Source organism: Dactylosporangium sp. NPDC051087 (assembly GCF_055586325.1).
On sequence record NZ_JBVJIJ010000006.1, the window covers coordinates 273,452 to 298,878 of the forward strand.

Annotated in this window: 16 protein-coding genes; 8 read left to right on the forward strand and 8 right to left on the reverse strand. The window is 70.1% G+C overall.

Annotated elements, in window-relative coordinates; genetic code table 11:
* Window positions 1–222: 222 nt before the first annotated feature.
* Together ACZ6TV_RS14240 and ACZ6TV_RS14245 are read left to right on the forward strand one after the other, a co-directional pair.
* Window positions 223–7,149: a polymorphic toxin-type HINT domain-containing protein gene (locus ACZ6TV_RS14240; protein ID WP_465297577.1), complete on the forward strand. Its 6,927-nt coding sequence runs from the start codon at window positions 223–225 to the stop codon at window positions 7,147–7,149.
* A 26-nt stretch (window positions 7,150–7,175) separates the two neighbouring features.
* A complete protein-coding gene (locus ACZ6TV_RS14245; RefSeq protein ID WP_465297578.1) occupies window positions 7,176–7,793 on the forward strand; it encodes a hypothetical protein in 618 nt (205 codons plus the stop codon).
* Between the two features lie 174 nt (window positions 7,794–7,967).
* On the opposite strand, the gene ACZ6TV_RS14250 is transcribed toward ACZ6TV_RS14245, so the two are convergent.
* Window positions 7,968–8,789 (reverse strand): SDR family NAD(P)-dependent oxidoreductase, encoded by an 822-nt coding sequence (locus ACZ6TV_RS14250; RefSeq protein WP_465297579.1) that lies wholly within the window; start codon window positions 8,787–8,789, stop codon window positions 7,968–7,970.
* Window positions 8,790–8,904: 115 nt separating this feature from the next.
* Here ACZ6TV_RS14250 and ACZ6TV_RS14255 point away from each other — a divergent pair, with 115 nt between their 5' ends.
* Complete coding sequence (locus tag ACZ6TV_RS14255; protein WP_465297687.1) at window positions 8,905–9,492, forward strand: TetR/AcrR family transcriptional regulator; 588 nt, start codon at window positions 8,905–8,907, stop codon at window positions 9,490–9,492.
* Window positions 9,493–9,542: 50 nt separating this feature from the next.
* The gene (locus tag ACZ6TV_RS14260) at window positions 9,543–11,351 is read left to right on the forward strand and encodes a hypothetical protein (protein ID WP_465297580.1); all 1,809 of its coding nucleotides are present in this window, start codon (window positions 9,543–9,545) and stop codon (window positions 11,349–11,351) included.
* A 39-nt stretch (window positions 11,352–11,390) separates the two neighbouring features.
* On the opposite strand, the gene ACZ6TV_RS14265 is transcribed toward ACZ6TV_RS14260, so the two are convergent.
* From ACZ6TV_RS14265 to ACZ6TV_RS14275, 3 genes are all read right to left on the reverse strand, one after another.
* On the reverse strand, window positions 11,391–11,723 hold the full coding sequence (locus ACZ6TV_RS14265; protein ID WP_465297581.1) for an STAS domain-containing protein: 333 nt from the start codon (window positions 11,721–11,723) through the stop codon (window positions 11,391–11,393).
* Window positions 11,708–12,175, reverse strand: coding sequence for an ATP-binding protein (locus ACZ6TV_RS14270; protein WP_465297582.1), 468 nt, complete (start codon window positions 12,173–12,175; stop codon window positions 11,708–11,710). The genes ACZ6TV_RS14265 and ACZ6TV_RS14270 overlap by 16 nt, the downstream gene beginning before the upstream one ends.
* Window positions 12,176–12,300: 125 nt before the next feature.
* Complete coding sequence (locus ACZ6TV_RS14275) at window positions 12,301–13,242, reverse strand: DMT family transporter (protein ID WP_465297583.1); 942 nt, start codon at window positions 13,240–13,242, stop codon at window positions 12,301–12,303.
* A 73-nt stretch (window positions 13,243–13,315) separates the two neighbouring features.
* On the opposite strand from ACZ6TV_RS14275, the gene ACZ6TV_RS14280 reads away from it, so the two are divergent.
* The gene (locus ACZ6TV_RS14280) at window positions 13,316–14,233 is read left to right on the forward strand and encodes a LysR family transcriptional regulator (protein WP_465297584.1); all 918 of its coding nucleotides are present in this window, start codon (window positions 13,316–13,318) and stop codon (window positions 14,231–14,233) included.
* A gap of 38 nt (window positions 14,234–14,271) precedes the next feature.
* Here ACZ6TV_RS14280 and ACZ6TV_RS14285 read toward each other — a convergent pair whose 3' ends face one another.
* Window positions 14,272–18,678 carry a LamG-like jellyroll fold domain-containing protein gene (locus ACZ6TV_RS14285; RefSeq protein WP_465297585.1) on the reverse strand — a complete coding sequence of 1,469 codons (4,407 nt, stop codon included), beginning with the start codon at window positions 18,676–18,678 and terminating at the stop codon, window positions 14,272–14,274.
* A 288-nt stretch (window positions 18,679–18,966) separates the two neighbouring features.
* Between ACZ6TV_RS14285 and ACZ6TV_RS14290 the strand changes: the two genes are divergently transcribed.
* The 3 genes from ACZ6TV_RS14290 (at window position 18,967) to ACZ6TV_RS14300 (ending at window position 22,859) form a co-directional block, all read left to right on the forward strand.
* Entirely contained in the window at window positions 18,967–19,815 is an 849-nt protein-coding gene (locus ACZ6TV_RS14290) for a TIGR03620 family F420-dependent LLM class oxidoreductase (protein WP_465297586.1), read from the forward strand.
* Window positions 19,816–20,039: 224 nt separating this feature from the next.
* Window positions 20,040–21,413, forward strand: coding sequence for a pectinesterase family protein (locus ACZ6TV_RS14295; protein ID WP_465297587.1), 1,374 nt, complete (start codon window positions 20,040–20,042; stop codon window positions 21,411–21,413).
* Window positions 21,414–21,428: 15 nt separating this feature from the next.
* Window positions 21,429–22,859, forward strand: a complete 1,431-nt coding sequence (locus ACZ6TV_RS14300; RefSeq protein ID WP_465297588.1) for an RICIN domain-containing protein — start codon at window positions 21,429–21,431, stop codon at window positions 22,857–22,859.
* 3 nt (window positions 22,860–22,862) lie between these two features.
* On the opposite strand, the gene ACZ6TV_RS14305 is transcribed toward ACZ6TV_RS14300, so the two are convergent.
* From ACZ6TV_RS14305 to ACZ6TV_RS14315, 3 genes are all read right to left on the reverse strand, one after another.
* Window positions 22,863–23,003: a hypothetical protein gene (locus tag ACZ6TV_RS14305; RefSeq protein ID WP_465297589.1), complete on the reverse strand. Its 141-nt coding sequence runs from the start codon at window positions 23,001–23,003 to the stop codon at window positions 22,863–22,865.
* Window positions 23,004–23,205: 202 nt separating this feature from the next.
* On the reverse strand, window positions 23,206–24,090 hold the full coding sequence (locus tag ACZ6TV_RS14310; RefSeq protein WP_465297590.1) for a S1 family peptidase: 885 nt from the start codon (window positions 24,088–24,090) through the stop codon (window positions 23,206–23,208).
* A 178-nt stretch (window positions 24,091–24,268) separates the two neighbouring features.
* Entirely contained in the window at window positions 24,269–25,396 is a 1,128-nt protein-coding gene (locus ACZ6TV_RS14315; protein WP_465297591.1) for an FAD-dependent oxidoreductase, read from the reverse strand.
* Window positions 25,397–25,427: the final 31 nt, after the last annotated feature.

Genomic DNA, 25,427 nt, shown 5'->3' on the forward strand with positions numbered 1-25,427 from the left:
CCACACCCCCCCCCCCCCCCCCCCCCCCCTCCCCACCCCCCCCCCCCCCCCTCCCCCCCCCCCCCCCCCCCCCCCCCCCCCCCCCCCCCCCCCCCCCCCCCCCCCCCCCCCACCGCCCTTTTGTCGGGACCTCTCTCAGATCGGGGAACGAGACACATGTTGAGTCCACGGGCCTTGCTGCGCGGCGCGCAAGCGAGGCCATACGTCGCGGTGGCCGCCGCCATGGGTACGGTGGCGGCGACGACCACCGTGGTCCTGGCGGTAGCGGCGATCGAGGCGCGCAGCCCTGAACCACCGCGGCCGGCGGCGGGGAAGTCGGTCACCGGGGTCTTCGAGATCCCGCCGCTGCCGACGGACAAGCAGAAGGTCGACGAGGTGTACCGGCCGACGGCGACGACCTGGCCGAAGGCGGCCTCCGCGTCGGTGGCGTTGTCGCCGGATCGGGCGAAGGCCGCGGGCACGCCGGTGTGGGCGCAGGCGATGTCCACCGGTGCGACGAAGGTCGACGTCCAGGTCCTCGACCACGACAAGGCCCTGGATGCCGGGGTCAGCGGTGTGCTGCTCACCGTGCAGGGTGCTGGTGATGTGCGGGTCGGCGTCGACTATGACGGGTTCGCGCAGGCGTACGGCGGCAACTACGGCACGCGGCTGCGCCTGGTCGGGCTGCCTGGGTGTGCGGTGACGACGCCGCGGCTGGCGGAGTGCCGGGTGCAGACGCCGTTGCCGTCGGCGAACAATGTCCGTGACTTGGACGTGTCCGCGCCGGTGCAGTTGAAGTCGGGTGCGGCGCCGACGGTGCTCGCGGTGACGAGTGTGGCGGCCGCCGATGGTGGTGCGGCGACGGGTTCGTATGCGTCGACGTCGTTGACGCCGTCGGGGTCGTGGGCGGGTGGGTCGAGTACGGGTGCGTTCACGTATTCGTATCCGATCGGGACGCCGCCGTCGCCGGGTTCGTTGTCGCCGAATGTGGATCTGTCGTACAGCTCCAGTGGTGTGGACGGGCGCACCTCGACGACGCAGGCGCAGTCGTCGTGGCTGGGTGACGGCTGGTCGGTGCCGGAGTCGTTCGTCGAGCAGACGTTCGTGTCGTGCAAGGAGGATCCGGGTGGTTCGGCGGCGCCGGTCGCGACCGTGGACCAGTGCTATGCGGGTCCGATTCTGACGTTGTCGCTGAACGGTTCCAGCAGTGCGTTGGTGTGGGATGCGACGAAGTCGGTGTGGAAGCCGCAGTACGACAACGGTGCGGTCGTGACGCACGTCGTCAACTCGGGGAATGGTTCGGGGACGTACAACACCGACTACTGGACGGTGACGCAGCGGGACGGCACGGTGTTCCAGTTCGGCCGCAACCAGTTGCCCGGTTGGACGTCGGGGAAGGCGACGACGAACTCGGTCGACTCGGCGCCGGTGTATGCGGCGCATGCCGGTGAGCCGTGCTACAACGCGACGTTCTCGTTGTCGGTGTGCACGATGGCGTACCGGTGGAACCTGGACTACGTCACCGACGTGCACGGTTCGGCGATGTCCTACTACTACGTCCAGGACACCAACTACTACGCGTCCTACCTGGGCGCGACGAAGCGGTCCTACATCCGGGCGAGCCGTTTGGATCACGTCGACTACGGCTTCACCGACGGCAACGCCTACGGCACGGTCGCGAACAAGGTGGTGTTCACGCCCGGCGACCGGTGCGTCTCCGGCACGTGCACGCCGCTGAACTCCAGCACCAAGGCCAACTGGCCGGACGTGCCGTACGACCTGATCTGCTCCTCGACACAGACCTGCACCAGCCAGAGCCCGGCGTTCTTCTCCACGGTGCGGCTGGCGTCGATCACGACGAAGCAGTACGACACGGCAACCTCGCAGCACGTCGCGATTGACACGTATGCGTTCACACAGACGATGCCGCCGGCGGGGAGTGGTCTGGCGCCGACGTTGTGGTTGTCGCAGCTGGTGAAGACGGGTTCGGACCTGACCGGTGGCGGCGCGGCGGCGATCACGATGCCGCCGGTCACGTTCGGCACCATCTCGCTCGCGAACCGGACGGATACCACCAACCTGCCGTCGTATTACCGGCACCGGATCGGGTCGATCACGACCGAGACCGGTTCGGTGATCACGCCGACGTATGCGCTGATCAACCCGTGCACGACGCCGGTGACGATCAACCCGGCGGCGAACACGTCGTCGTGTTACCCGGTGTCGTGGACCCCGGACGGCTACTCCCAGCCGATCAAGGACTGGTTCAACAAGTACGTCGTGAAGAAGGTGACGCAGACCGACCGCACCGGCGGTGCCCCGGCGGCGTCGACGACGTACGAGTACACGGGCGGCGCGGCGTGGCGCTACGACGACAACGAGGTCGTGAAGGCCAAGTACCGCACGTACGGCCAGTTCCGCGGCTACGGCACCGTCGACACGCTCGTCGGTGACGGGGTCAACGACCCGCAGACGCAGTCGCGGACGACCTACTACCGCGGCATGTCCAAGAACAACAACACCACGGTGGTCAACCTGACCGACTCCCTCGGCGGCGTCCACGAGGACATCGACGAGCTCGCCGGCAGCGCCTTGGAGAGCACCGAGTACATGGGCAAGGACGGCCCGGTCGACAACTCGACGATCACGTCGTTCTGGGTGTCGGACGCGACCGCGACCCGGAACCGGACCGGGCTGCCCGCGCTGACGGCGCGCCGGACCGGAGTCGTGAAGACCTACACCCGGCAGGCCATCACCGGGGCAGGGGCGACCACGTGGCAATACCTGCAGACGGACAGTTCCTACGACGCGAGCATCACCTCGCCGACGTTCGGGCTGCTGCAGCGGGTGTACACGCACACCTCGCCGGTCGTCGCGGTGTACGACCAGTGCGAGACGACGACGTACGCACCGGTCAACACCGCGAAGAACCTCGTCGGTCTCGTCGCTGAGACCGAGACGGTCTCCAAGGCCTGTGGCGGGTTCACGGCGGGTGCGAACTCGGCCACGCCAGCCACGTTCAACACGCTGACCGCGCCGGCGTCGGTATCGCGGCCCGCGCAGGTCATCGGCGTCGTGCGGAACTTCTACGACGACGAGACCTTCAGCACCACCTTTCCGCAGGTGAACGCACCGACCCGCGCTGACATGACCATGATCCGCAAGGCGAGCGGCTACACCGCCGGTGCGTACACGTTCCACACGCTGAGCCGGTCCAAGTACGACAGCTACGGCCGCGCGCACACCATCTACGACGGCAACGGCAACCCCAGTACCACCACCTACACAATGAACAGTGCCGGGCTGAACACCGGTGTGACGATCACCGATGCGCTCGGCCACGCCAAGACGACGACCGTCAGCCCGCGCCGCGGGTTCATCGTGGGATCGGTCGACGCCAACAATGTCACCGAGACCTATCGGTTCGATGCGCTCGGGCGGGCCACCGCGGCCTGGAAGGCCTCCCGGCCGACGAGCGCCCCGGCGGACCACCTGTACACCTACGACCTGTCGAACACCGGCCAGACCGCGGTCACGGCCAAGCAGCTGAATGACCAGCTTGGCTATGTGACGTCGACGCTCATCTACGACGCACTGCTGCGGCCGCGCCAGACGCAGTCGATGACGCCCAAGGGCGGGCGCATGGTCACCGACACGTTCTACGACAGCCGTGGCTGGACCACGTCGACGAACAACGGCTGGTGGGACAGCGCGACGCTGCCCAACACGACCCCGGTGTCCGCCGCGGCCCTCACCGCCCAGGTGCCCAACCAGACCTCCTACGTCTACGACGGTCTCGGCCGCGCGGTGCGGGAGGTCCGCAGCAAGAACGGCGTCGCCGTTTCCACCGTCACCTCCATCCACAATGGAGATCGGACCACGATCGTCCCGCCGGCGGGTGGTGTTGTCACCAGCACACTCCAGGACGCTTTCGGTCGCGCCACCGAGGTCAGTCAGTATTCGGCGGCACCGGTGGTGAATGTTCCGGCGAACACGTTCACCGGGACATTCAGCGTGACCGGTGGCACGAAAGTGACCACGACCTGGGGCTACGACGGCAACCACAACCGGTCCACGTTCACCGACGCGGTCGGCAACCAGTGGGTGAGCACGTACAACCTGCTCGGCCAGGTCGTCGACCAGGACGACCCGGACTCGGGTGTCAGCCACAAGGTGTATGACGGCAACGGCAACGTCACCCAGAGCACCGATGGCAGGACGGTCACCGTCTCGTACACCTACGACGCGGTGAATCGCAAGACCGGCCAGTACAACTCCACGACTGCCGCTCAGAGCACCGCCAATCGGACCGACTGGTGGGTGTACGACAACTCCGACAACGCCGTGCCTGGAATGCCTCGCCCGATCGGGCACCTCACCACCAAGACCGCCTACCGCGGCGGGTCCGAATACACCATGCAGGCCAAGGGTTTCAACGCTTGGGGAGCCTCAACCGGCGAGACCTACAACATCCCCGGCATCCCCGAAGGCGCCCTCGGTGGCTCGTACACATTTTTGCACCAGTACACGACGAACACCGGCCTCCTTCTGAGGGACGTATTCCCGGCCAAGGGCGGCCTGCCTGCCGAGACGGTCAACTACGGCGTGTCCGGCGTCTTCGACCTGCCTTCGTCGGTCGGCGGGCTCACCGGCTACGCCGAAGGTGTCACGTACGACGAATATTTCCGGCCGGAGTACGAGGTGATCGGCGCCCAGCCCAACATTGCGGCGCTGACGTACGTCTACGACAAGCACACGGGCAATGTCACCGACAAGGTGTTGACGCGTGCGGTCGGCACCCCGTCGGACGTTGACAAGGAGTCGTACAAGTACGACCTGGCCGGGAACATCACCAGGCAGACCAGCTACCGCTTCGGTTCGACGACACCGACCGAGACCCAGTGCTTCACCTATGACGGGCTTCGCCGGCTGACCGCCGCGTGGACCGCCACCGACGCGTGCGCCGTCACCCCGACCGCCGGCAACCACACGATGGTCGGCGACAGCCTCGGCGCCGCCAGCGCGTACTGGACCACTTGGACGTTCGACTCCCTTGGGCAGCGCACCAACCAAACCCAGCACAGCACGACCGGCGGCGTCGACACCAGCACCAACTACGCCTACGACGGCAACGGCGCCGCCCAGCCGCACACGCTCACGTCGACCAGCACCACCGGCCCGGGCGCCGGCACCACCAGCTACGCCTACGATCTCGCAGGCAACACCACGAGCCGTAATGCCGGCCAGGGCAACCAGATCCTGAACTGGAACAGCACCGGGAAGCTGACCAGCGTCACCGGCAGCACCGCAGGCCCCAGCACCTTCATCTACGACGCTGACGGCGAACTGCTCCTGCAGAGGGATCCCGGCACCACCACGCTCTATCTGCCCGGTCAGCAGCATGTCCTCAACACCACGACCAGCACGGTCACCGGTACCCGGTACTACACGCTGCCCGGCGGCGGAACATGTGTCCGCAGCGGGACAGCCGCGAATGCCGTCACGTTCCAGATGGAAGGTCTGCACGGCACTCCGGACCTGTATCTCGACGCCACTGCCCAAAACCCCACCTGGCGGCAGAGCACCCCGTATGGGGCACCGCGCGGCGCCGTCACCGGTCCCTGGGTCGACAACCGCGGATTCCTCGGCGCGCCCACGGATGTGACGACCGGTCTGACGCAAGTGGGTGCGCGTCAGTACGACCCTGGCACCGGACGGTTCATCTCCATCGACCCGATCCTCGACTTCACTGACTCGCAGACGCTCAACGGTTACACCTACGCCGGTGGCAACCCGATGTCGTTCAGCGACCCTTCCGGCCTGATGCGCGACGCGGACGGGGGCGAGGAATGGATTCCCGAGCCGAACACCAAGTGCGTCCAGAGCAGTTGCCGTGCCGATGGGGTCACCCGCTGCCACACGCAGAGCGCTTCCTGCGTCGGCGGCAGGTCGTCCGGCGGCAATCCGGTCATCAAGGTCTACAAGAACGGGACCGTCACGGTCCAGTACTACGGCAGGAGCTATCTCAACGGCGTCGACATGACCGATTTCGTCGATGCCCCGAACGGCATGTCGATCGAATGGTGGGCCAACGGCGCGGAGAAGTACCTCGACAGCAAGGACAACATGCTGGCCGTGCCGTACGAGGGCGACGACGCGGTCGGGTTCGTGATCACGCAGGCGGCGTCGAGCGGCTACTACGGCGAGATGGATCCGGTCCTGCTGATCTCCATCCAACGGCTCGATCCCAACCGCAAGAGCATGCTGGAGAGCGGCGGCGGCCAGCTGACGACCGGGTCGCTGGCGGACGCCGCGATGCTCAAGGCCGGAGGCGGCATCGGCGCCGGCGCCAAGGCGCGTCCCTGCGGCAACTCGTTTTCGGCGGACACGTTGGTCCTGATGGCCGATGGCTCGTTGAGGCAGATCGAGGATGTCCGGATCGGCGACGTCGTGTTGTCGACCGACCCCGAAACGGGAATCACGTCGCGCGAAGCCGTCGTCGCCACCATCGTTGGTTCGGGCCAGAAGACGCTCGTTGAAGTAGTCGTCAATGTCCACGGACCTGAGGGGGACGTCGAGGGTCTGGTCGTCGCCACCGACGGTCATCCGTTCTGGGTCGACAGCCAAGACCGCTGGATAGCCGCCGCGGACCTCCTCAAGGGCGACGTCCTCAACGCGCCCGACGGCAGAGCGATCGAAGTGGTGCGCACGCGGGTCTGGCAACAGTTGGAAAAGGTTTACAACCTGACCGTTGCCAACATCCACACCTATTACGTCGTGGCCGGCGGTGTTCCAGTGCTTGTCCACAACGCCGGTGGCGCGGCCTCCCCGAACAAGGGGAAGGCCGGCGTCGAGATGCTCCGAGTGCAGCTGCTGGACCGTGGGTACACGATCAAGGGCACGGAGATCAGCATGACGGCGGCAAACGGTGTGGAGGTCAGGTTCGACATCGTGGCCGAGAAGAATGGGAAGCTGTATCTGTTCGACGCGAAGAACGGGCCGAATGCGGGCTTCACCAAGAATCAAGGCACCCTGGGGGGATATGCCTCCGTGGAAGCCGCGGGCGGCACGTTCACCGGGGACAACGCGAAGGCTGCGCGGCTGCATGGCAGGACGATCGGTCCGACCACCGTCAACATCGGTGGCTTCGGTGGCTATCGTTTCTGCTAGGCGACCGGACCGAAGGATCTGAAACGATGACCAACCTCAAGGCCGACAGTCTGAAGGCGTGCGCGGTCGCGCTACGCGCCCATGGATTCGTGAAGAAGCAGGGAGTGTTTCTCAAGCCAGGCGCCAGTCCGGCGTGCAGCGGTTGGCTCGGGCTCAACCTGGCGACGTGGGACCTTCCTTCCAAACTGGAGGTGAACCCCGTCGTCGGTGTGCGGCATGTGCCACTGGAAGACGCCCTTGTGGAACTCGCCGGCTGGTCGGCTTTCGACGCGCAGGTGTCCAGCCCGCTCGGGTACCTGATGCCGGGGAAGACGTTTCAGACTTGGGATTTCCCCGCCGACGGCGACCTGTCGGCGGTCGCCGGGCAGCTTGCGGGTGCCGTGTCACAGTACGGTGAGCCGTTTGTGGAGAAATGGTGCGACTGGGAGGTGTTCTCGGCCGAGATCGGCGGATCCGGGCTGCTGACGGACAATGAGAAGTGTCTGGTGCTGCCCCTGGTCCTTGCCCTGAACGGAGACCGGCGCGAAGCGTCGAGGATCGTCGAACACGAACTCGACCGGGTCGGCGCTGCGGACGACGTCTACTCGCAGTCCTATCGCAAGTTTGCGGCTGGATTCGCTGCGTGGAGGCCCTCGCCGCAGTAGCTGTTGCACCGCAGCGATGCGGGACCGCAGGGCACGAATGACAGACGTGGCGGGGGCCTGGCTCCCGCCACGTCTTTCGCTGCGGATCCGCCTGTGAGGACCAGAGGCTTGTCGAGCTCGTGGGGCGCCGGACGTTCGAGGTGCTCGTTTCCGACGACTCCTGAGCACGGCGCCTCAGTGGGCGTCCGGGTCGGGGACCGCGTGTTCGGCGGCGCGGCTGACCTGCTCCCAGGAGGACCACGTGTCCATGCGCCGGCGGGACAGGTCGAAGGCCAGGTCGTACACCATGCTGCCGAGCAGGAGGCGCAGCGGTGGGTCGGCGCTGTCGACCAGCCGCAGCAGCGCCTCGGCGGCGAGGGCCGGGTCGCTGTCCACCGAGCCCGACGCCCACTGCTCCTCCAGTTCGGCACGCAACGGCGCGTACGGCTCCAGGGGAGTGGTGGCGGCGATGCTGGAGTACAGGTCGGTCCAGTAGCCGCCCGGCTGGACGATGCTGACCTTCACGTCGAACGCCGCGGCCTCCAGGGCCAGGGCTTCGCTCATGCCTTCGAGGGCGAACTTGCTGGCGCTGTACATGCCGGTGGAGGGGAAGCCGCCGAGCGCGGCGATGCTGGAGATCTGCACGATGTGGCCGGAGCGCTGGGTGCGCAGGTGGGGCAGGGCGGCCTGGGTGACCCACAGCGCGCCGAAGTAGTTGACCTCGAACTGGGCGCGGGCCTCGGCCTCGGTGAACTCCTCGAGCATGCCCATGGACATGGTGCCGGCGTTGTTGACGACGATGTCGAGGCCGCCGAAGTGTTCGGCCGCGGTGTCCACGGCGGCGGTCACCGCGGCGCGGTCGGTGACGTCGAGCGGCAGGGTGAGCAGGCGGTCGTCGGGGGTGTCGCGGGTGAGCGACCGTGCGGCGGCCACGACCCGGTCGCCCCGGGCGTGTGCGGCCCGGGCGAAGGCCCGGCCCAGGCCGCGGCTGGCGCCGGTGATGAACCAGGTGCGCATGAGCGCCTCCGTTCGGATAGGGCGAGACGAGACGGTCCGTCTCACTACAGGCAGCACCGTATGCCGACACATGCGACGGCGTCAAGACGAGACGGTTCGTCTCGGCGCGGGTACGATGGCCGCCATGACGACGCGACGGAACGAGGCTTCGCGGCGCGCCATCCTCGCCGCCGCGTTCGAGCTGCTGCAGGAGGTCGACTACGCGAAGCTCAGCATCGAGGGCATCGCCGCCCGGGCCGGCGTCGGCAAGCAGACCATCTACCGCTGGTGGCCGTCCAAGGGCGCAATACTGCTCGACGCGTTCCTGATCCTGAGCGAGGGAGCGGACGGCGGGCCGCCGGTGCTGCCCGACACCGGCGACCTCGAGGCGGACCTGACCGCGGTCCTCGACGCCACCGTCGCCGAGCTCGCCGACCCGAGACTGGGGCAGGCGATGCGCGCCCTGGCCATCGAGGTCGCCCGCGACGCCGACCTCGCCGCCGCCTACGCCGAACGCCTCGACGGCCCGCTGCGGCACGCCAAACGGGAGCGGCTGCGCAGCGCCCAACGGGCGGGTCAGCTCGCCGCCGACGCCGACCTCGACGTGGCGGTCGACCTGATCTGGGGGCCGGTGCTCAACCGGTGGCTGCACCGCACCGGCCCGCTCACCGCCGGCTACACCCGCGCCGTCATCACCGCCGCCCTCAACGGCCTGCGGCGCTGAGCCCGCGGCGGCAACCGGTTTGGCCAGGCGGGAGTGGGTAGTGCCCGCGCATGTCTTCGACGGTGGTGCCAGGTGAGGACCGGGCGAACGGTGTGACCGTGGCGGCGCAGGCGCGACCGGACCGCTGGTGGTTCGGGCCCGGGCAGCCGACCGTACCGATCAGAGCCGGCGCCGACGCCCCGGACGGCGGGCGCGCGCAGACGACCCAGGGCTACGTGTGGGCGTTCACCGCCGACGAGGCCCAGCGGCACCTGTGGTGGGGGACCGTCTCCAACGCCACCGGCGGCGGCATGGCGACCCTGGCCGCGGAGTTCACCGGCGCGGGGCTCGGCGCCCCGGTGCGGCCGTGGGACGACCCGGAGAACGTCACCTGCGAGTTCGACACCTCGTTCAACGCCGCGTACGACGTACCGCCGACCCAGAGCATCGCCGGTGACGCACTGCCGGCGCAGATCTGGCAGTACGACATCGACACCGGCGTCGCCACCGAACGCACCCCGGACCGGAAGCAGTGCCCGGAGTTTCAGCGGCTCGCGGGTGTCCGCGCGGCCGGGTCGGTCGGCGACGTCGTGCTCCTCGGCGGCATCGAGACCACCACGACCGCCGGCGCGCAGGCGGGCGGCACGGTGCTGCTGCTCGCGTACCGCGTGGACGGCACCTTCCTCGGCGCGCGGCGGTTCCCGGAATGGGACAACATCAAGAACTTCGTCGTCGCCGGCGGGCGGCTGTACTTCGGGGTGGGGCTCGCCGCGGACGGCAAGGCGAAGGGCAGCGTGCAGCGGTGGACGGGCACCGCGGCGGACCCGTTCAAGTTCGAGGAGGTCGGGCGGCTGGGCAACCAGCCGGCGTACTTCACCGTCCACCGCGACCGCATCGTCACCGGCACCTGGATCGGCACCGGCAGCACCGAGCCCGCCGGGGTCTACCTCAGCCCGCCGCTGCACGAGCTCGGCCCGGACACCCGGGACGGGTGGAAGCTCGTCTTCACCGCCGCCAACCTCTTCCCGGATCCGCTGACCGCGCACGCCATGGTGTCGTTCGCGGTCACCTCCTACGAGGGCTGGATCTACGCCACGTTCGGCATCCCGTCCGTCGCGCCGTCGCTGACCCACCACCTCGCCGCGTACCCGCAGATCCCGCGCGGCTCCGTCGCCGAGCTGGCGCTCGCGTACATGCGCACCTCACCCGGTGGGGTCGTCTACCGCATCAAGGACCCGGGCGAGGTCAACCAGCAGGTCGAGCTGCTCTACGGCGAGCACCGTTACTGGGTCTACGACCAGGTCACCGGCGAGTGGGCGCTGCGCGACAACCTACTGCACCAGGAGCCGCGGTTCGGCGGCGGCGGGTTCGGCAGCCGGTTCAACGACTACGTCGGCTGGGGCGCCGCCGTGTTCCGCGGGAAGCTGTACCTCGGGACGTTCAACACCGAGAAGGTGCTGCGTGACATCACGCTCAACCCCGCGACCGGCCTGCTGAACGAGGTGCTCGCCCGGCCCGTCCGGGACGTGGAGGTCAACCTGTGGCGGCAGATCGCGTCGCGTCTGGTGTTCCGCGACAACCGCACCGCCGGGCAGGTGTGGGTGTTCGACGACGCCGACAGCCCCGCCCGGCCGCTGACGACCACCGGGTTCAACAACGCCTGCAACTGGGGTGTCCGCGGCGTGCTGCCCGTCGGTGACGAGCACCTGTTCTTCGGCACCAACCAGGGCTGGCAGTACCCGACGGAACCCCGCGACGGCCCGCCCCGCCGCGCCGGCTGGCAGCTGCTCAGGCACGACCCCGCCGCCGCGGTCTCCTCGCCGCCGCTGTGGGAACGGGCGAAGCAGCTCGCAACCGCCGCGGGGCGAGCATCCCGATGAGGCCGTGCGGGGGCGGTGCCGCCGAAGATGACGAAGGCGCTACAGCTGCTCAGTGGCGATCGGGAGCGCCGGGATGATGACGAAGACCCGGTCCAGTGCGGTGAGCCGGAAGATCCTCAGCAGCCGTTCGTGCGGGCAGACCAGGGTCAAGGACTGGCCGCGTTCGGCGAGCCGCTTGTGGGCGCTGACGAGGACGCCCAGCGCGGTCGAGTCGATGAACTGCACCGCGGTCAGGTCCACGACGAGCGGCGTGTCGTGCTCGTCCAGCACCGTGTGCAGAAACCGCCGGAACGCGGTCGCGCTGGTGGTTTCCAGCTCGCCCGACGGGGCCACGACGGCGCCGTAGGGACGCAGTGTCAGGGCAGGTTCCACGCGTTCCTCGCAGCCGGAGTGGTGAGGGCGAGCTCGAACCAGACGTCTTTGCCGTTGCCGGGGTGCTTGCTGACGCCCCAGTCCGCCGAGATCGCGTCGACCAGCATCAGACCTCGGCCGTTGTCGAGATCCGGAGTCGGCGTGAGCCGGGCCACGGGCGTGCCGGCTCCCTGGTCGTGGACGGTGACCCGGAGGCGGCCGGCGTCGCACTGCAGGTGGACCGCTTCGAGGCCGCCGCCGTGCTGGACGGCGTTGACGCACAGCTCACTGAGCAGGAGGTCGACGTCGTCGGCGAGGTCGGCGCCGACCGGGTGGTCGAGCAGGCCCGGCAGGGTCTGGCGGGCCCAGGTGCGGGCCGCCGCCGACTCGGTGAGGTCCGTGGCGACCCGTGGCTGCCAGTGCGCGGAGCGGGCAGGGGGCCGCGGCCCGGCCGGAGGAGTGCCCGTGTCCAAAAGGCTGCCCTCCGCTCGGTGTGCGCCGCCGACAGCTCACAGGGGGACTGCGGGTGTACGCCCGCCGCCGAGCCGCTGTTGCAGTATTTGCCGGGCGGTACGAAAGCAAACATGTGCATACGGGGTCAGCCGGGCTGGGCCGCCATCGCCGGCTCGCGGGTCTCCACGCGCCGGGCGCCGCCGAACTGCAGGACGGCGACGCAGGACAGCACCAGGACGCCGCCGGCGAGCTGGATCGGCGTCAGCTGCTCACCGAGGGTCAGCGCGGCGAGGCCGGTGGTGACGACCGGCTCGAACGTCGACAGGATCGCCGCCGTCGACGGGCCGGTGCGCTGCAGGCCGGCGAAGAACGTCAGCATCGCCGCCGCCGTGGACACGAACGCGATGCAGGCCAGCCAGAACCAGCCGGCCGGGCCGAAGCTCAGGTCGAGCCCGCCGGACACCGCGGACCGCAGGCCGTAGCTGCCGGCGGCGCCGGTCATCACCAGCGCGCACAGCAGGATCGGCGGCAGCCGGTGTACCACCGTGTCGGCGACCAGGATGTAGACGGTGTAGACGACCGCGGTGCCGAAGCCGAACAGGGCACCGAGGGCGTCGAAGGTGCCGCCGCCGGCGCCGAGCAGCACCAGCAGCGTCCCGGCCGACGCGACCAGCAGCGCCGCACCGCGCCCCGCGGTGAGCCGCTCCCGGCCGATCAGGACCGCGGCCACGGTGACCAGGACCGGGTAGGTGTAGAGGATCAGCGACAGCAGCGACGCGTCCATCCGCTCCAGCGCGGCGAAGTAGAAGCCCGACTGCAGGGCATAGCCGACGGCGCCGAGCCCGACCGCGGTGGCCAGCACCTTCCCCCGGCCTCCGGCAGCGGTTTCGGCAGGTGTACGACTACCGCCCGGCATCCGCCGCAGCTCCGGCCGGACGAGCAGGACCAGCCACAGCAGGGCGGCCGCCAGTGCGAACCGCACGAGCAGCAGCGCCTCCAGCGACACACCCGCGTCGTAGGCGAACTTGCCGAAGATCCCGAGCGCGCCGAAGCACGCCGCGGACACCAGACATAACAGCGGTCCCATGCGATGCAGCTTCAGGCACCGGAAGCTGCAGGTCCAGCGATGAATCATGGAGCTGATTCGTTAGGATTCCCGCATGGTCGCTCTGGACCTCCGGCGCCTGCGGTTCCTGCGCGAGTTCGAGGAGCGCGGCACCCTCGCCGCGGTCGCCACCGCCCTCGGCTACAGCCCGTCCACGGTCTCGCAGCAGCTGGCCCTGCTGGAGAAGGACGTCGGCACGGCGCTGCTGGAGAAGGCCGGCCGGGGCGTGCGGCTCAACGACGCGGGGCGGCTCCTCGCGCAGCACGCGAGGGTGCTGCTGAGCGCTGCCGAGGCCGCGGAGTCCGACCTGGCCGCGCTCGGCGGCGACATCCGCGGCACGGTGCGTGCCGGCGGCCTGCAGTCCGCGGCCCGCCGCCTGCTCGTGCCCGCGGTCGCCCGCATGCAGGCCGAGCACCCGCGGGTCCGTGCGGAGATCTTCGAGCTGGAGCTCGAACAGGCCCTGCCCGGCCTGCGGCTCGGGGCCGTCGACCTGGTCATCGGCGACGACTACGACGGCCATCCGCGCCCCCGCCCGGCCGGGATGCGCTTCACGACCCTGCTCGAGGAGCGGCTGAAGGTGGTGCTGCCCGCGGCGCACCCGCTCGCCGCACCGGGCGGCCCGGTCCCGATCACGATGCTGCGCGCCGACGTGTGGACCGCCTCGGCCGAAGGCACCGGCCACCACGCGATGGTCGTCGGCACGTGCCGCGTCCTCGGCGGGTACGAGCCGGACCTGCGCCACCGCTCCAGCGACGCCGACGTGCAGCTGGAGCTGGTCCGTGCCACGGGCGCCGTCGCGCTCCTGCCGCCGCTGTCGCTGCCCGCCGCCGACCCGGCGATCGCCGTGCGTGACCTCGCGGAGGCGACCCTCGCCCGGCGGCTCGTCGCGGTCACCCGGGACACCCCGCCGGCGCCCGCCCTGACCGCCTTCCTGGCGGCCGTCACCGGCCAGGCGCGCAGGCTCGCCCGGTGACCCGCGGCGGGCACGGAGCCCGCCGCGGGGTGCAACGGTTATGCGTTGTTGGCGATGTCCCAGACGTTGGTGCCCGCGTCGACGCCGACGAGGTCGCACTTGCCGTCGTTGTTCAGGTCACCGACCCCGATCTGCACGAACCCGCTGAGCGCGTCGATGAGCACCTGCGGTCCGAAGGCCGTGCCGTTGTGCGGCAGGTCGTAGACGTCGCCGTTGGACGTGTTGCCGACGAGGTCGCTCTTGCCGTCGTTGTTCATGTCGCCGACGGAGAGGTTGCGGAAGGCGCTGTGGAAGATGATGTTCACGTTGGGGCCCCAGGACAGGCCGTTGGTGGCGTTGTTCTGGGTCGTGTAGACGTCGCCCAGGGAGTTGACGCCGACCAGGTCGGTCTTGCCGTTGGTCTCCAGGTCACCGACGGCGATGTCGGCGTACGGGCTGAGGCCGTAGATCAGCGTCGTCGCGCCCCAGCTGATGCCGTTGACGACGTTGTTCGGCACCATGTACACGTTGCCGTTGGACGTCATGCCGACCAGGTCGTTCCTGCCGTCGTTGTTCATGTCGCCGACCGCGACCCTGGTCCAGTTGGTGGCGCCGTTGATGAGCGTCATCGTGCCCCAGCCGAGGCCGTTGATGCCGATGCTCGGGATGATGTACACGTTGCCGGGCCCGGCGCCGGTGACACCGACGAGGTCGACCTTGCCGTCGTTGTTGAGGTCACCCACGGCGATGTCCTTGAACGCGCTGCCGCCTACCGCGAGGTGGTTGGTGTTCCACGAGATCCCGTTGCCCGGCGAGCCGACCATCGCCGCCGTGAGCCGGCTGTTCCACGCCTGCGCCTGGCTGACCTGCCCGGCGAAGTACGAGCCGCGGACACCGCCGAACTTCGCGCTGCCGATCACGAACCCGCCGGTCGCCGGCCATGACACCGTCGTGGTGTGCTTCTCGGTCGCCTTGTGCACCTTGTTGACGTACAGCGTCATCGCCTGCGACTGCACGTCGTAGGCCGCGACCAGGTGCGTCCACACGCCGATCGGGTTGACCGCCGGGGCCCTCGCCACGACATAGGTGGCCGTGCCGGTGTCCGACGTCGCCATGCCGAAGCGCCACTCGTGGTTCGTCGCGTCGGAGGACAGGTAGAAGCGTGCCGTGTTCGCGCCGTCCTCGGAGAGGATGACGCCGCCCTCGGCGGTCGGCTTGACCCACACCGACACCGAGAACGAGCCGTTGGTGTTGACGATCGGCGTGCTGTTCATCAGGGTCCCGTTGGGGCTGGCGACGACCGTGCCGGACGAGGTCGTGTTGAGCCGGATGCTCGGGTCGAACGTGTCGCCGGTGTGCTGCACGACGTTGCCGGCCGTGCCGGACGCGGTCAGTGTGGTGCCGCCGGTGGTGTCCGCGACCGTGCTGCCGGCCAGCTTGTCCAGCGGCCAATAATGCTCGGACGTGATGAGCGTCTGGCCGCTGCGCTGGGTGAGCGTGCCCGTGCTGCCGCTGAGGTTGCTCACCAGCCACGTCCCGACGCCCTGCGACGGGCCCACGGCCCACACGTCGGCGGTGCCGTCGGCGTTGACGTCGGCCGCCTGCAGCGCGACGTTCGCGTTGGTGTACCAGCCGGTCGCCAGCTGGTACTGGGTGTAGGCGAGCGTGCCGGCGTTCAGGTCGGCGGTCACGTTCTTCCACAGGTACAGCGCGCCGGTCGCCTTGTGCCACAGGAACATCTGCGTGCCCGACGCCGTCTGCGCGGTGGTGATCGTCCACGCCTGCCAGGTGGTGCCCCCCACCGGCGGTTGCGTGCTCAGCTGGTACGGGAACTGGTAGTTGTTCAGGCCGTTCTGGTTGGGGATGTAGGTGAGGTAGTAGCCGTTGCCGGCGTCACCGTTGACGGTGAGCAGGTCCGGGTAGGCCAGGCCCTGCCCCGCGCTGTTGTAGGCGTTGACCACCTGCAGCGGGTTGAGGCTGTTGATGTCGCTGAGCATCCCGGCGGAGATGGTGTGCTCGTTGCCGGAGCGGTGCGCCTGCAGCACCGAGCCGTCGCCGATGCCGTTGATGACCATGCCGCTGCCCGGGTTGGCGCCGCCCGGGTAGTACACCAGGAAGTCCTGCAGCCCGGTGCCGGTGAAGCGGCCGGTGACGACCTTCGCGCCGTCGAAGTTGGACGGCAGGTTGTCGCCCATCACGCCGTTGCCGTTGGCGCCGATGTTGATGCCGGCCACGTCGATCGCTGAGCCGGTGCCGCGGGCCTGCCACAGCCCGGCCGGGATGCTGTTGACCGCGCCGACGGCGTGCAGGTCGGCCTTGCCGTCGCCGGTGGTGTCCTGATCGGCCTGCGCCGCCGCGGCGTTGGAGTTGAACACGACGGTGGCGTTGTCACCGATGTTGCTGCCGGCCGACAGGCTCGTCACGGTCAGCACGTTGGTGGACCGGTTCGGGGTGACCGTGATGGAGGCGTTGCCCGACGTCGCGGTGACCTGGGTCGGCGGGCCGGCGTTGAGCTGGTACAGGTAGCCGGTGGGCGCCGGTCCGGTGGCCGGACCCGCGATCGTGAACGTCGCCGGCTGCCCGATCGTCGTGCTCGCCGGCTTCGTCACGGTCGGCGCGCCGGTGCGGGTCGGGTCGTAGGCGAACGTGCACGTGTCCGACCACGGGCTGTCGTAGACGGTGTCGGTGACCTTCACCCGCCAGGAGAACTGGGTGAGGCTCCCGTTGGCCGCGGTCCGCAGGACGTTGACCGGCACGATGAGGGTCGCGTTGGAGCCGGAGGGCGCGGTCAGCAGCGCCGGATTCGAGGTGGCGAGCAGGGTGTGGCCGGCGTCGGAGGTCTTCCAGAGCTCGTAGGTGACGCCGAGGCTGCCGCCCTCGCGGTCCGACACCGGCGCGAACAGGCTGACGTTGCCGTCGCCGATCGTCGACGGCGGGCTGGCGGCGCAGGCCGACGCCGGCGATGTGGTGAGATTCTGCGGCTTGTCCGGCGCGTGGTTGTAGGTGACCGACAGCGTCGTCCCGCTGACGGTGAACTCCTTGTAGTTGCCGACGTTCTCGTCGCCGCCCATCATGCCGAACGTGCGGGTGGCCCGGGAGGCCGCCACGTCCGCGACGATGGTGCTGGTGACGACGAACGACTCCCCGGCGGCGGCGCAGCCGCTGTTGTAGCCGTGGGCGAACGTGCCGGTGGCGACGACGGTGCCCATGTTGTCTTTCCACGCGTTCCAGTTGGCGTTGCCCGAGGTGAGCGTCGCGCTGGGGGCGGTGATGTTGAGCTGCTTCGCCGTGCAGCTGTACGAGTACTGGTTGAGCACGTACAGCCGCGCCTCCTGGATGGTGGCACCGGCGAGGGTGCCGACCGGGATCGCGAAGTTGACCAGCGTCCGGGACTTCATGGAGCCGGAGTTGCCGACCTGCATGCGGCCCTGCGGGTCCGGTGTGTTGTTCCAGTAGTTGCTGCTCGGGAAGTTGGCCGTGACGGTGGACCAGGCGCTCCTGGCCGGGCCGATCGGCTCCCAGCCCGGGTCGATGTAGACCGGGTAGGTGGTGCCCTCGCCCTTCAGCACGGTGCTGTCCGGCACGAGGTTGATCTCACCGGAGCTCGCCGAGGTCATCTTCGCCGCGGTGCCGAGCTGCGCGGTCCGGGCGTGCGAGCCCGGCCCGTCCGCCGTCGACGGCTCCTCGATGGTGCCCGGCGCCACGGACCGCATCGTCCCGGCAGTCGCCGCGGTGGCCGAGTCCCACATGATCGGGGCGGCGGCGCTGAACACCGGCCGGCCCTTGTCGTCCTTCGCGGCGAGGTTGCCGGCACCGTCAGCGGTGACGCTCAGCCCGGTGGTCTTCGTGCCCATCCGCAGTTTCGCCAGCGCCGGGTTCGCCGCCGCCTTCGCGTCGCGCACGACGAGCACCTGCCGGACCCCGCCCTGGGTGTCGGCGGTCAGCTGCAGGTCGACGCCGGGCAGCACGCTCTTGTACGTCGCGGTCGCGCCGGACAGTGTCGGCTCCGGCAGCGTGAACGGCACCTCGAGGCCGAGGGACCGGCCGGTGTCGGTCATCGTCACGGCCGGGCCGGTCCCGCCGCCGGACAGCCGCAGGTCGCCGGTGGCCACCGCCGGGCTGATCGAGCCGTCGCCGTTGCGGCGCAGCGTCGCGTCGAGCGTCTTCCACTGCCCGCCGACCCGCTTGCGGACCGGTGCCGCCGCCCGGGTCAGCGTGAACGTGCCGGTCGGGTTGGCGACGAGCGTGTCCGTCGCGGTGGTCGAGCCGGTCACGTCGACCGGCTTGCGGGTCGCCTTGGCCTGGGCCAGGGCCTGTTCGGCGGTGAGTGGTGCGCTGGCCGGGTTGCCGGCCGGCGGCGCGGCGGCCGCGACGTCCGGCGCCAGCGCCGGCAGCGCGGCGGCGACCATGGTCAGCGCTACGGCCGCGAGCCGTCCGCGCCGCCCCCGTGAACCATCAACGTGCATGTTCCGTCCTTCGCTACGAGCCGGGGCATTCGGCGCCCGGGCGCGCAACGTAACGATCAAAAGCGATCCGTGGGGGGCGCCCGTCGGCGCCGATGTCGGACACGACCGGACAAACGATCTCCAACACAACAGCGGTACCGGTAAATATTCACCGAACCGTGATGTGTCCGGTACCGCCGCACGCCACCCCCGCGTAACCCCGTGACCAGCGGTCCCGCGGTCTACAGTGGATCAGCGGGGGCCACGGTCGTGCGCTCCGTGCGGGGCGGGCACCGGAGGAGGAAGCGGATGAGCTGGAGCGGAAGGCTCGGCACCGTCGGCGTGTGGCGGGGCGTCACCGCCGTCGACCCGGCGCTGGCCAGGACCATCGAGGGTCTCGGGTACGGCGCCGTCTGGCTGGGCGGCTCCCCGGGTTCGGACCTGCGGCCGGCCGAGGCCCTGCTCGACGGCACCGATTCGATCGTCGTCGCCACCGGCATCGTCAACATCTGGTCGTCCGACCCGGCCGAGCTCGCCGACTCCTACCACCGCATCCAGGACCGGCACCCCGGGCGGCTGCTGCTCGGCATCGGGTCCGGGCACCGCGAGGCCAACGCGGGCCGCAACCGCCCCATCGAGGCGATGGCCCGCTACCTCGACGTCCTCGACGAGCGGGGCGTGCCCGCCGCGTCCCGGGTGCTGTCCGCGCTCGGGCCGCGCATGCTCGCCCTGGCCGCCGAGCGCAGCGCCGGCACCCACCCGTATCTCACCGTCGCCGCGCAGACCGCCGAGGCACGGGCCACGCTCGGCCCGGACGCGCTGGTCGCACCCGAGCAGACGGTCGTGCTGGACCCCGACCCGGAAACCGCCCGGCGCAGCGCCCGCGCCTTCCTCACCCGGTACCTGGGCCTGGTGAACTACACCAGCACCATGCACCGCGCCGGGTTCACCGAGCAGGACACCGCGGGCGAGGGCAGCGACCACCTCGTCGACCGGATCATCGCGCACGGCGACGCCACGGCCCTCGCCGCCGCCGTCCGCGCCCACCTCGACGCCGGCGCCGACCACGTCTGCGTCCAGGTCCAGCCCGCCGACGGCGACGTCGTCCCCGCGCTGACCGCCATCGCCGGCGAGCTCCACCTGCGCCCGGCCCCTTAACCCGACCGGCCCGACCGGCACGGCGAAAGTTTCACGGCCGCACGGCGGCGGACAGGACCGGTCACGGGAAAACCGTAATCGGCGGGCGGCCGGACGCACCTCCTTCAACGACAAACGGGATTCGTTTGCGGTTGAAGGGAGGGGCCTGTGGGAAGACGCCCACGAATACTCTCGGTCGCGCTCGCCTGCGTGGCGGCGTCCGCCGGGGTCGTCACGCTGTCCGTGTGGCCGACGGAGGCGGCCGTCGCGCGGTCGGTGGTGGTGTGTACACCCTCGCGTCCGGCTCCAGCGGCAAGTGCGTCACGGTCGCCGGCGCCGGGACCGGCAACGGCGGCCTGCTGCAGCAGGTGGCGTGCAACGCGGCGGCCACGGAGCAGCAGCTGTCGGTCGTCGCGCAGAGCGGCGCCTACGGCCTCGTCAACGTCAACAGCGGCAAGTGCGTCGACGTGCCGTACTCCTCGACGACCACCGGCACCCAGCTGTGGCAGTGGACGTGCGGCGGCTCGGCGAACCAGACGTGGCAGCTGACCGCCAGTGCCGCCGCGTCCGGCAAGTACCTGGTGAAGAGCGCGGCGAACGGGTTGTGCGTCAGCAACAAGGACGGCTCCACCGCCGGTAACAACCCGATCGTGCAGGAACCCTGCGCGGACATCGCGCGGATGCAGTGGTCGTTCAACTACGTGTCCGGGCCGGCGACGCCGACGTCACCGGCGGGCAAGCCGACCGTCGCCGCCGACGGCAGCGGCACCTACCGGACCGTGCAGCAGGCCGTGGACGCGGTCCCGGCGAACAACACCACGCGCAGGGTCATCACCGTCAAGGCCGGGACCTACCGCGAGATCGTCACCGTGCCGGCGAACAAGCCGTTCATCACCCTGCAGGGCCTCGGCACGTCGCCAAGCCAGACGACGATCGTCGGCAACCGCGACGCCGGGCACTACGGGCTGCAGGGCAGCGCCACCGTCGGCGTGCTCGGCAAGGAGTTCACGGCGCTCAACCTGAGCATCGCCAACGACTACGACGAGAACACCTACGAGACCGGCGACCAGGCCCTGGCGCTGTACCTCGACGCGGACCGGGCCCGGTTCGACAACGTGCGGTTGCTCGGCGACCAGGACACGTTCCTCGTCGACGGCAACGCCCGTACGTACTTCACCCGCTCGTACATCGAAGGCACCACCGACTTCATCTTCGGTGCCGGCATCGCGGTCTTCAACGCCTCCACCATCCACGAGAAGCGCAGCACCGGCGGCACGATGACCGCGGCGAGCACACCGCCGGAGAAGACCTACGGCTTCCTGTTCTACAAGTGCACGATCACCGGCGCCGGCGGCAACAACACCACGCTGGGCCGGCCGTGGCGGCAGGGCGCGCAGGTGCTGTACCGCGAGTCGAACCTCAGCGCCACGGTCCGCACGTCGCAGCCGTGGACGGACATGTCGACGAACACGTGGAAGAACGCGCGGTTCGCCGAGTACCGCAACACGGGCTCCGGCGCGGGCACGAACGGCAACCGCCCGCAGCTCAGCGACGCGCAGGCACCGAACTACACCCCGCAGAGGTACCTCGCGGGATCCGATGGCTGGAACCCCGTCTAACAAAGGAGCACCCCAGTGCAGTACCGCAGAACGGCCGTCCTGGTCGCGTCGGTCCTCGCGACCTCCGCCGGTGTCGTGGCCGTCACCGTGTGGCCGTCGGAGGCGGCCGTCGCCCCCGTGAACGGCGGCGTCTATACCCTCGCCTCCGGCGCCAGCGGCAAGTGCGTCACCGCCGCCGGGACCGGCAACGGCGGCCTGCTCACCCAGGTCGCCTGCAACACCGCCGCGGCCGAGCAGCAGCTGTCGGTCGTCGCGCAGAGCGGCGCCTACGGGCTCGTGGTCAAGAGCAGCGGCAGGTGCGTCGACGTGCCGTACTCCTCGACGACCACCGGCACCCAGCTGTGGCAGTGGACGTGCGGCGGCTCGGCGAACCAGACGTGGCAGCTGACCGCCAGTGCCGCCGCGTCCGGCAAGTACCTGGTGAAGAGCGCGGCGAACGGGTTGTGCGTCAGCAACAAGGACGGCTCCACCGCCGGTAACAACCCGATCGTCCAGGAGCCCTGCGCCGACGTCGCCCGGATGCAGTGGTCGTTCAACCCGGCCGCCGGGGGCAGCGCCAGGACCTGGTCGAACACCGCCGACGGCTTCGCGCAGGGCACGACCGGCGGCGCCGGCGGCACGGCCGTGACCGTCACCACCTACGCCGACCTGCTCAAGTACGCGACGGCGTCCGCCGCCTACGTCATCCGGGTCAGCGGCACCATCACCGTGCCGAACTACGGCTACGAGATCCCCGTCGCCTCCAACAAGACCCTTGTCGGCGTCGGGAAGACCGGCCGCATCAAGAACGGCGGGTTCTTCCTCGGCGCCGGCGTGCGGAACGTCATCATCCGGAACCTGACGATCGGGGACACGGCGGTCGCGTCCGACGACCCCGACGACAAGGACTTCGACTACGACGGCATCCAGATGGACACCGCCGACCACGTGTGGATCGACCACAACACGTTCACGAACATCAACGACGGCTACATCGACTCGCGCAAGGACACGAACAACGTCACCGTGTCCTGGAACATCCTCGGCAACCACAACAAGACGTTCGGCATCGGCTGGACCGAGAACGTGGTGGCCCGCATGACCATCCACCACAACTGGCTGCACGACACCGCGCAGCGCAACCCGAGCGCGGACAACCTCGCCTACGCCCACCTGTACAACAACTACCTGCAGAACGTGACCAGCTACGGCAACTACGCCCGCGGCGCCACGAAGATGGTCCTGGAGAACAGCTACTTCGACCACGTGAACAACCCCTACTACCCGGACGCGAACGCGCAGCTGAAGCAGTCGGGCAGCATCGTGGTCAACAGCAGCGGACGGCAGGAGACGAGAGGCTCGGCGTTCAACCCGGGCAGCTTCTACTCCTACACCCTGGACCCGGCCGCCGACGTGCCGAACCTGGTGAAGACCTACAGCGGCCCGCAGGCGAACATCGTCATGTGACCGTCACGGCTCCCGCATCCCGGCGCCGGCGTCCGCGGTTGCGACGGCGACGAGGAAGTCGGTGAGGGGCAGGCGCCCGTCGGCCTGGCGGGCGCCCTGCGCGGTGGTGGGATCGGTGGACCGGAAGGTCGCCGCGCCCGCCACCGCGCCGCCCCCCACGCCGTCCCGCCGGCGCGGACCAGCGCACCGAGCGCGTCGCGGTCGCCGCCCCGCGCGGCGTGCACGAGCTCGACGACCGGGCGTTGGGGGCGGGTGTGAACCTCTCCGGCATGCGGGGTCCCTTCGGGTAGGTGCGGTCAGGCGTCCTTGTACAGCTGCGCGCCGACCCACCCGGATTGCAGAAACCTCACGGAATCGTCGGGACCGCCTGGTTGAGGCTCGGCACGTGGCCGACGATGAAGCGCCACGCCATGCTCTGCCGGTCGACGCGGTTGCTGCGGCCGAACCAGGACGCCGGCCGGTTCGTCATGTCGCCCTTGCCGCACGTCGCGCTGTCCCCGCCGCCGCTGGTCACGGCGAACAGCTCCGGCACGCCGGCCTCCCACTCCAGGGTCGGGCCGCCGCTGTCGCCGGAGGAGTGCCCGCCGATGACGCTGCGCACGTACATCATGTTCGCCGGCAGCGCGGGCACGGTGCAGCTCATCGTGTTCACCCAGGCCCGCGGCACGTTCTTGACCTCGGCGACCAGCGGCAGGCGCTGGATGTCGCCCTTGCCCTCGGCGGTCTCGCCGAAGCCGTACGCGTAGGCGTTGACGCCCGCCGGGATCGGCCGCGCCGCGATCCGGATCGGCGTGACGTTCGGGAACGGCTCGGCGAGCCTGAGCAGCGCGACGTCGTTGGCCATCGTGTTCTCGTCGTAGCCGTCCATCCGCCAGATCTCGCTGACCTTCAGCCGCCGCCCTCCGGGCGAGGTGACGGACGCGTCCGGCCGCACCATGATGTGCCTCGCCTTGTACGGGTCGCCCTGCTTCTTGCCCTTGTTCGTGCAGTGCTGCGCCGTGAGGACCCAGCGCGGCGCGATGATCGTCCCGGTGCAGTACTCGGTGACGTCGTACCGCAGCCCGCCGTCCGCCTCGAGCCGCACCAGCGCCGGAACGAGCGTCCTGCCGTTCTCGTGCGCCGCGAACCCGCCGATGACCGCGGCCGCCGGCTGTGCCGCCCCGACCGCGGCGAGCACGGCGGCCGCCAACATCGTGCCCGCCACGCGGCGGACCCGGACTCCAATGACCATGACTGTGCTGGGCCTTTCCTCGCTGACCGCTGACCCGCTCACGGTAGGCAGCGGCCCTCGGGCTGACCTCGCCCGACGGGCCCGTTGTTCCCGCCGTGGGGGAGCCCGTGCCGTCCGGCCGGTGTACCCCGATCAGGCGCCGGCCTTGGCCGTCCGGCCGAGGGTCACACTGCCGGCGTCATGCGTCGTACGCCGCGAACCGGTCGAGCAGGCCCTGCGGTGCGGTGTCCTCGAAGCAGAGCGCGAGGTTGTCGGCGGCGTCGCGGGCGGCGTCGGCGCTGCGCGGGAAGAGCTCCCGCTCGTATGCCGTCAGCGCGGCCTCCACGTCGCCCGGGTGCGCGGCGATCGCCGTGCCGAGCGAGGCGCCGTCGAGCATGGCCAGGTTGGCGCCCTCGCCGGCGAACGGCGACATGAGGTGCGCGGCGTCGCCGAGCAGGGTCACGCCGGGGACGCGGTCCCAGCGGTGCTCGACCGGCAGGGCGTTGATGGCGCGGGGGACCAGCGGCCCGTCCGCCTCGGTGATGAGGGCCCGCAGCTCGGGAGCCCAGCCGTCGAACTGCTCCAGCAGGACGGCCTTGCTCCTGCCGGGGTCGGCGAAGTCCACAGTGGATGCCCAGCCGGCCGGGACCCGCAGGGCGCAGTAGATGTGCAGGCTGCCGTCGGGCTCGCGGTGGGCGAGGAACCCCTTGCCGGGGCCGAGCGCGAAGAGCATCCCGGCGCCGACGACCGCGGCGGGTCCCGGGTGGCGGGTGTCGGCGTCGTGCAGGTCGACCTCGACGAACGACACCCCGGTGTATGCGGGTGCGGCGTCGGACAGCAGCGGGCGGATCCGGGACCAGGCGCCGTCGGCGCCGACCAGTACCTCGGCGACCTCGGCACGGCCGTCGGCGAAGGTCAGCTCGTGCCGCCCGTCGCCGAGGGCGCGGACCCCGGTGACCTTGCTTCCCCAGCGGATGGTGCCGCCGGGCAGCGAGTCGAGCAGGAGCTGCCGCAACCGGCCCCGGTCGACCTCCGGGCGGCCGCCGTCGCCGTCGTCGGCGTCCTCCCGGCGGACGGTGTTGTGCCGGTCCAGGACGCGGGTGGCCTCGCCGCCGGCGTGGATGATCGCCCGGAACCGGTCGAGGAGGCCGGCCTCGCGCAGGGCGACCTGCCCGTTGTAGTCGTGGATGTCGAGCATGCCGCCCTGGGTGCGGGCGTCCGGTGACCCGTCCAGCTCGTGGATGGTGGCGGGGATGCCGTGGACGTGCAGGACCCGGGCCAGGGTCAGTCCGCCGAGCCCGGCTCCGACGATGTCGATGGTGGTCATGACCGCTCCTTGTCGGGGAATGTGTTCGTGA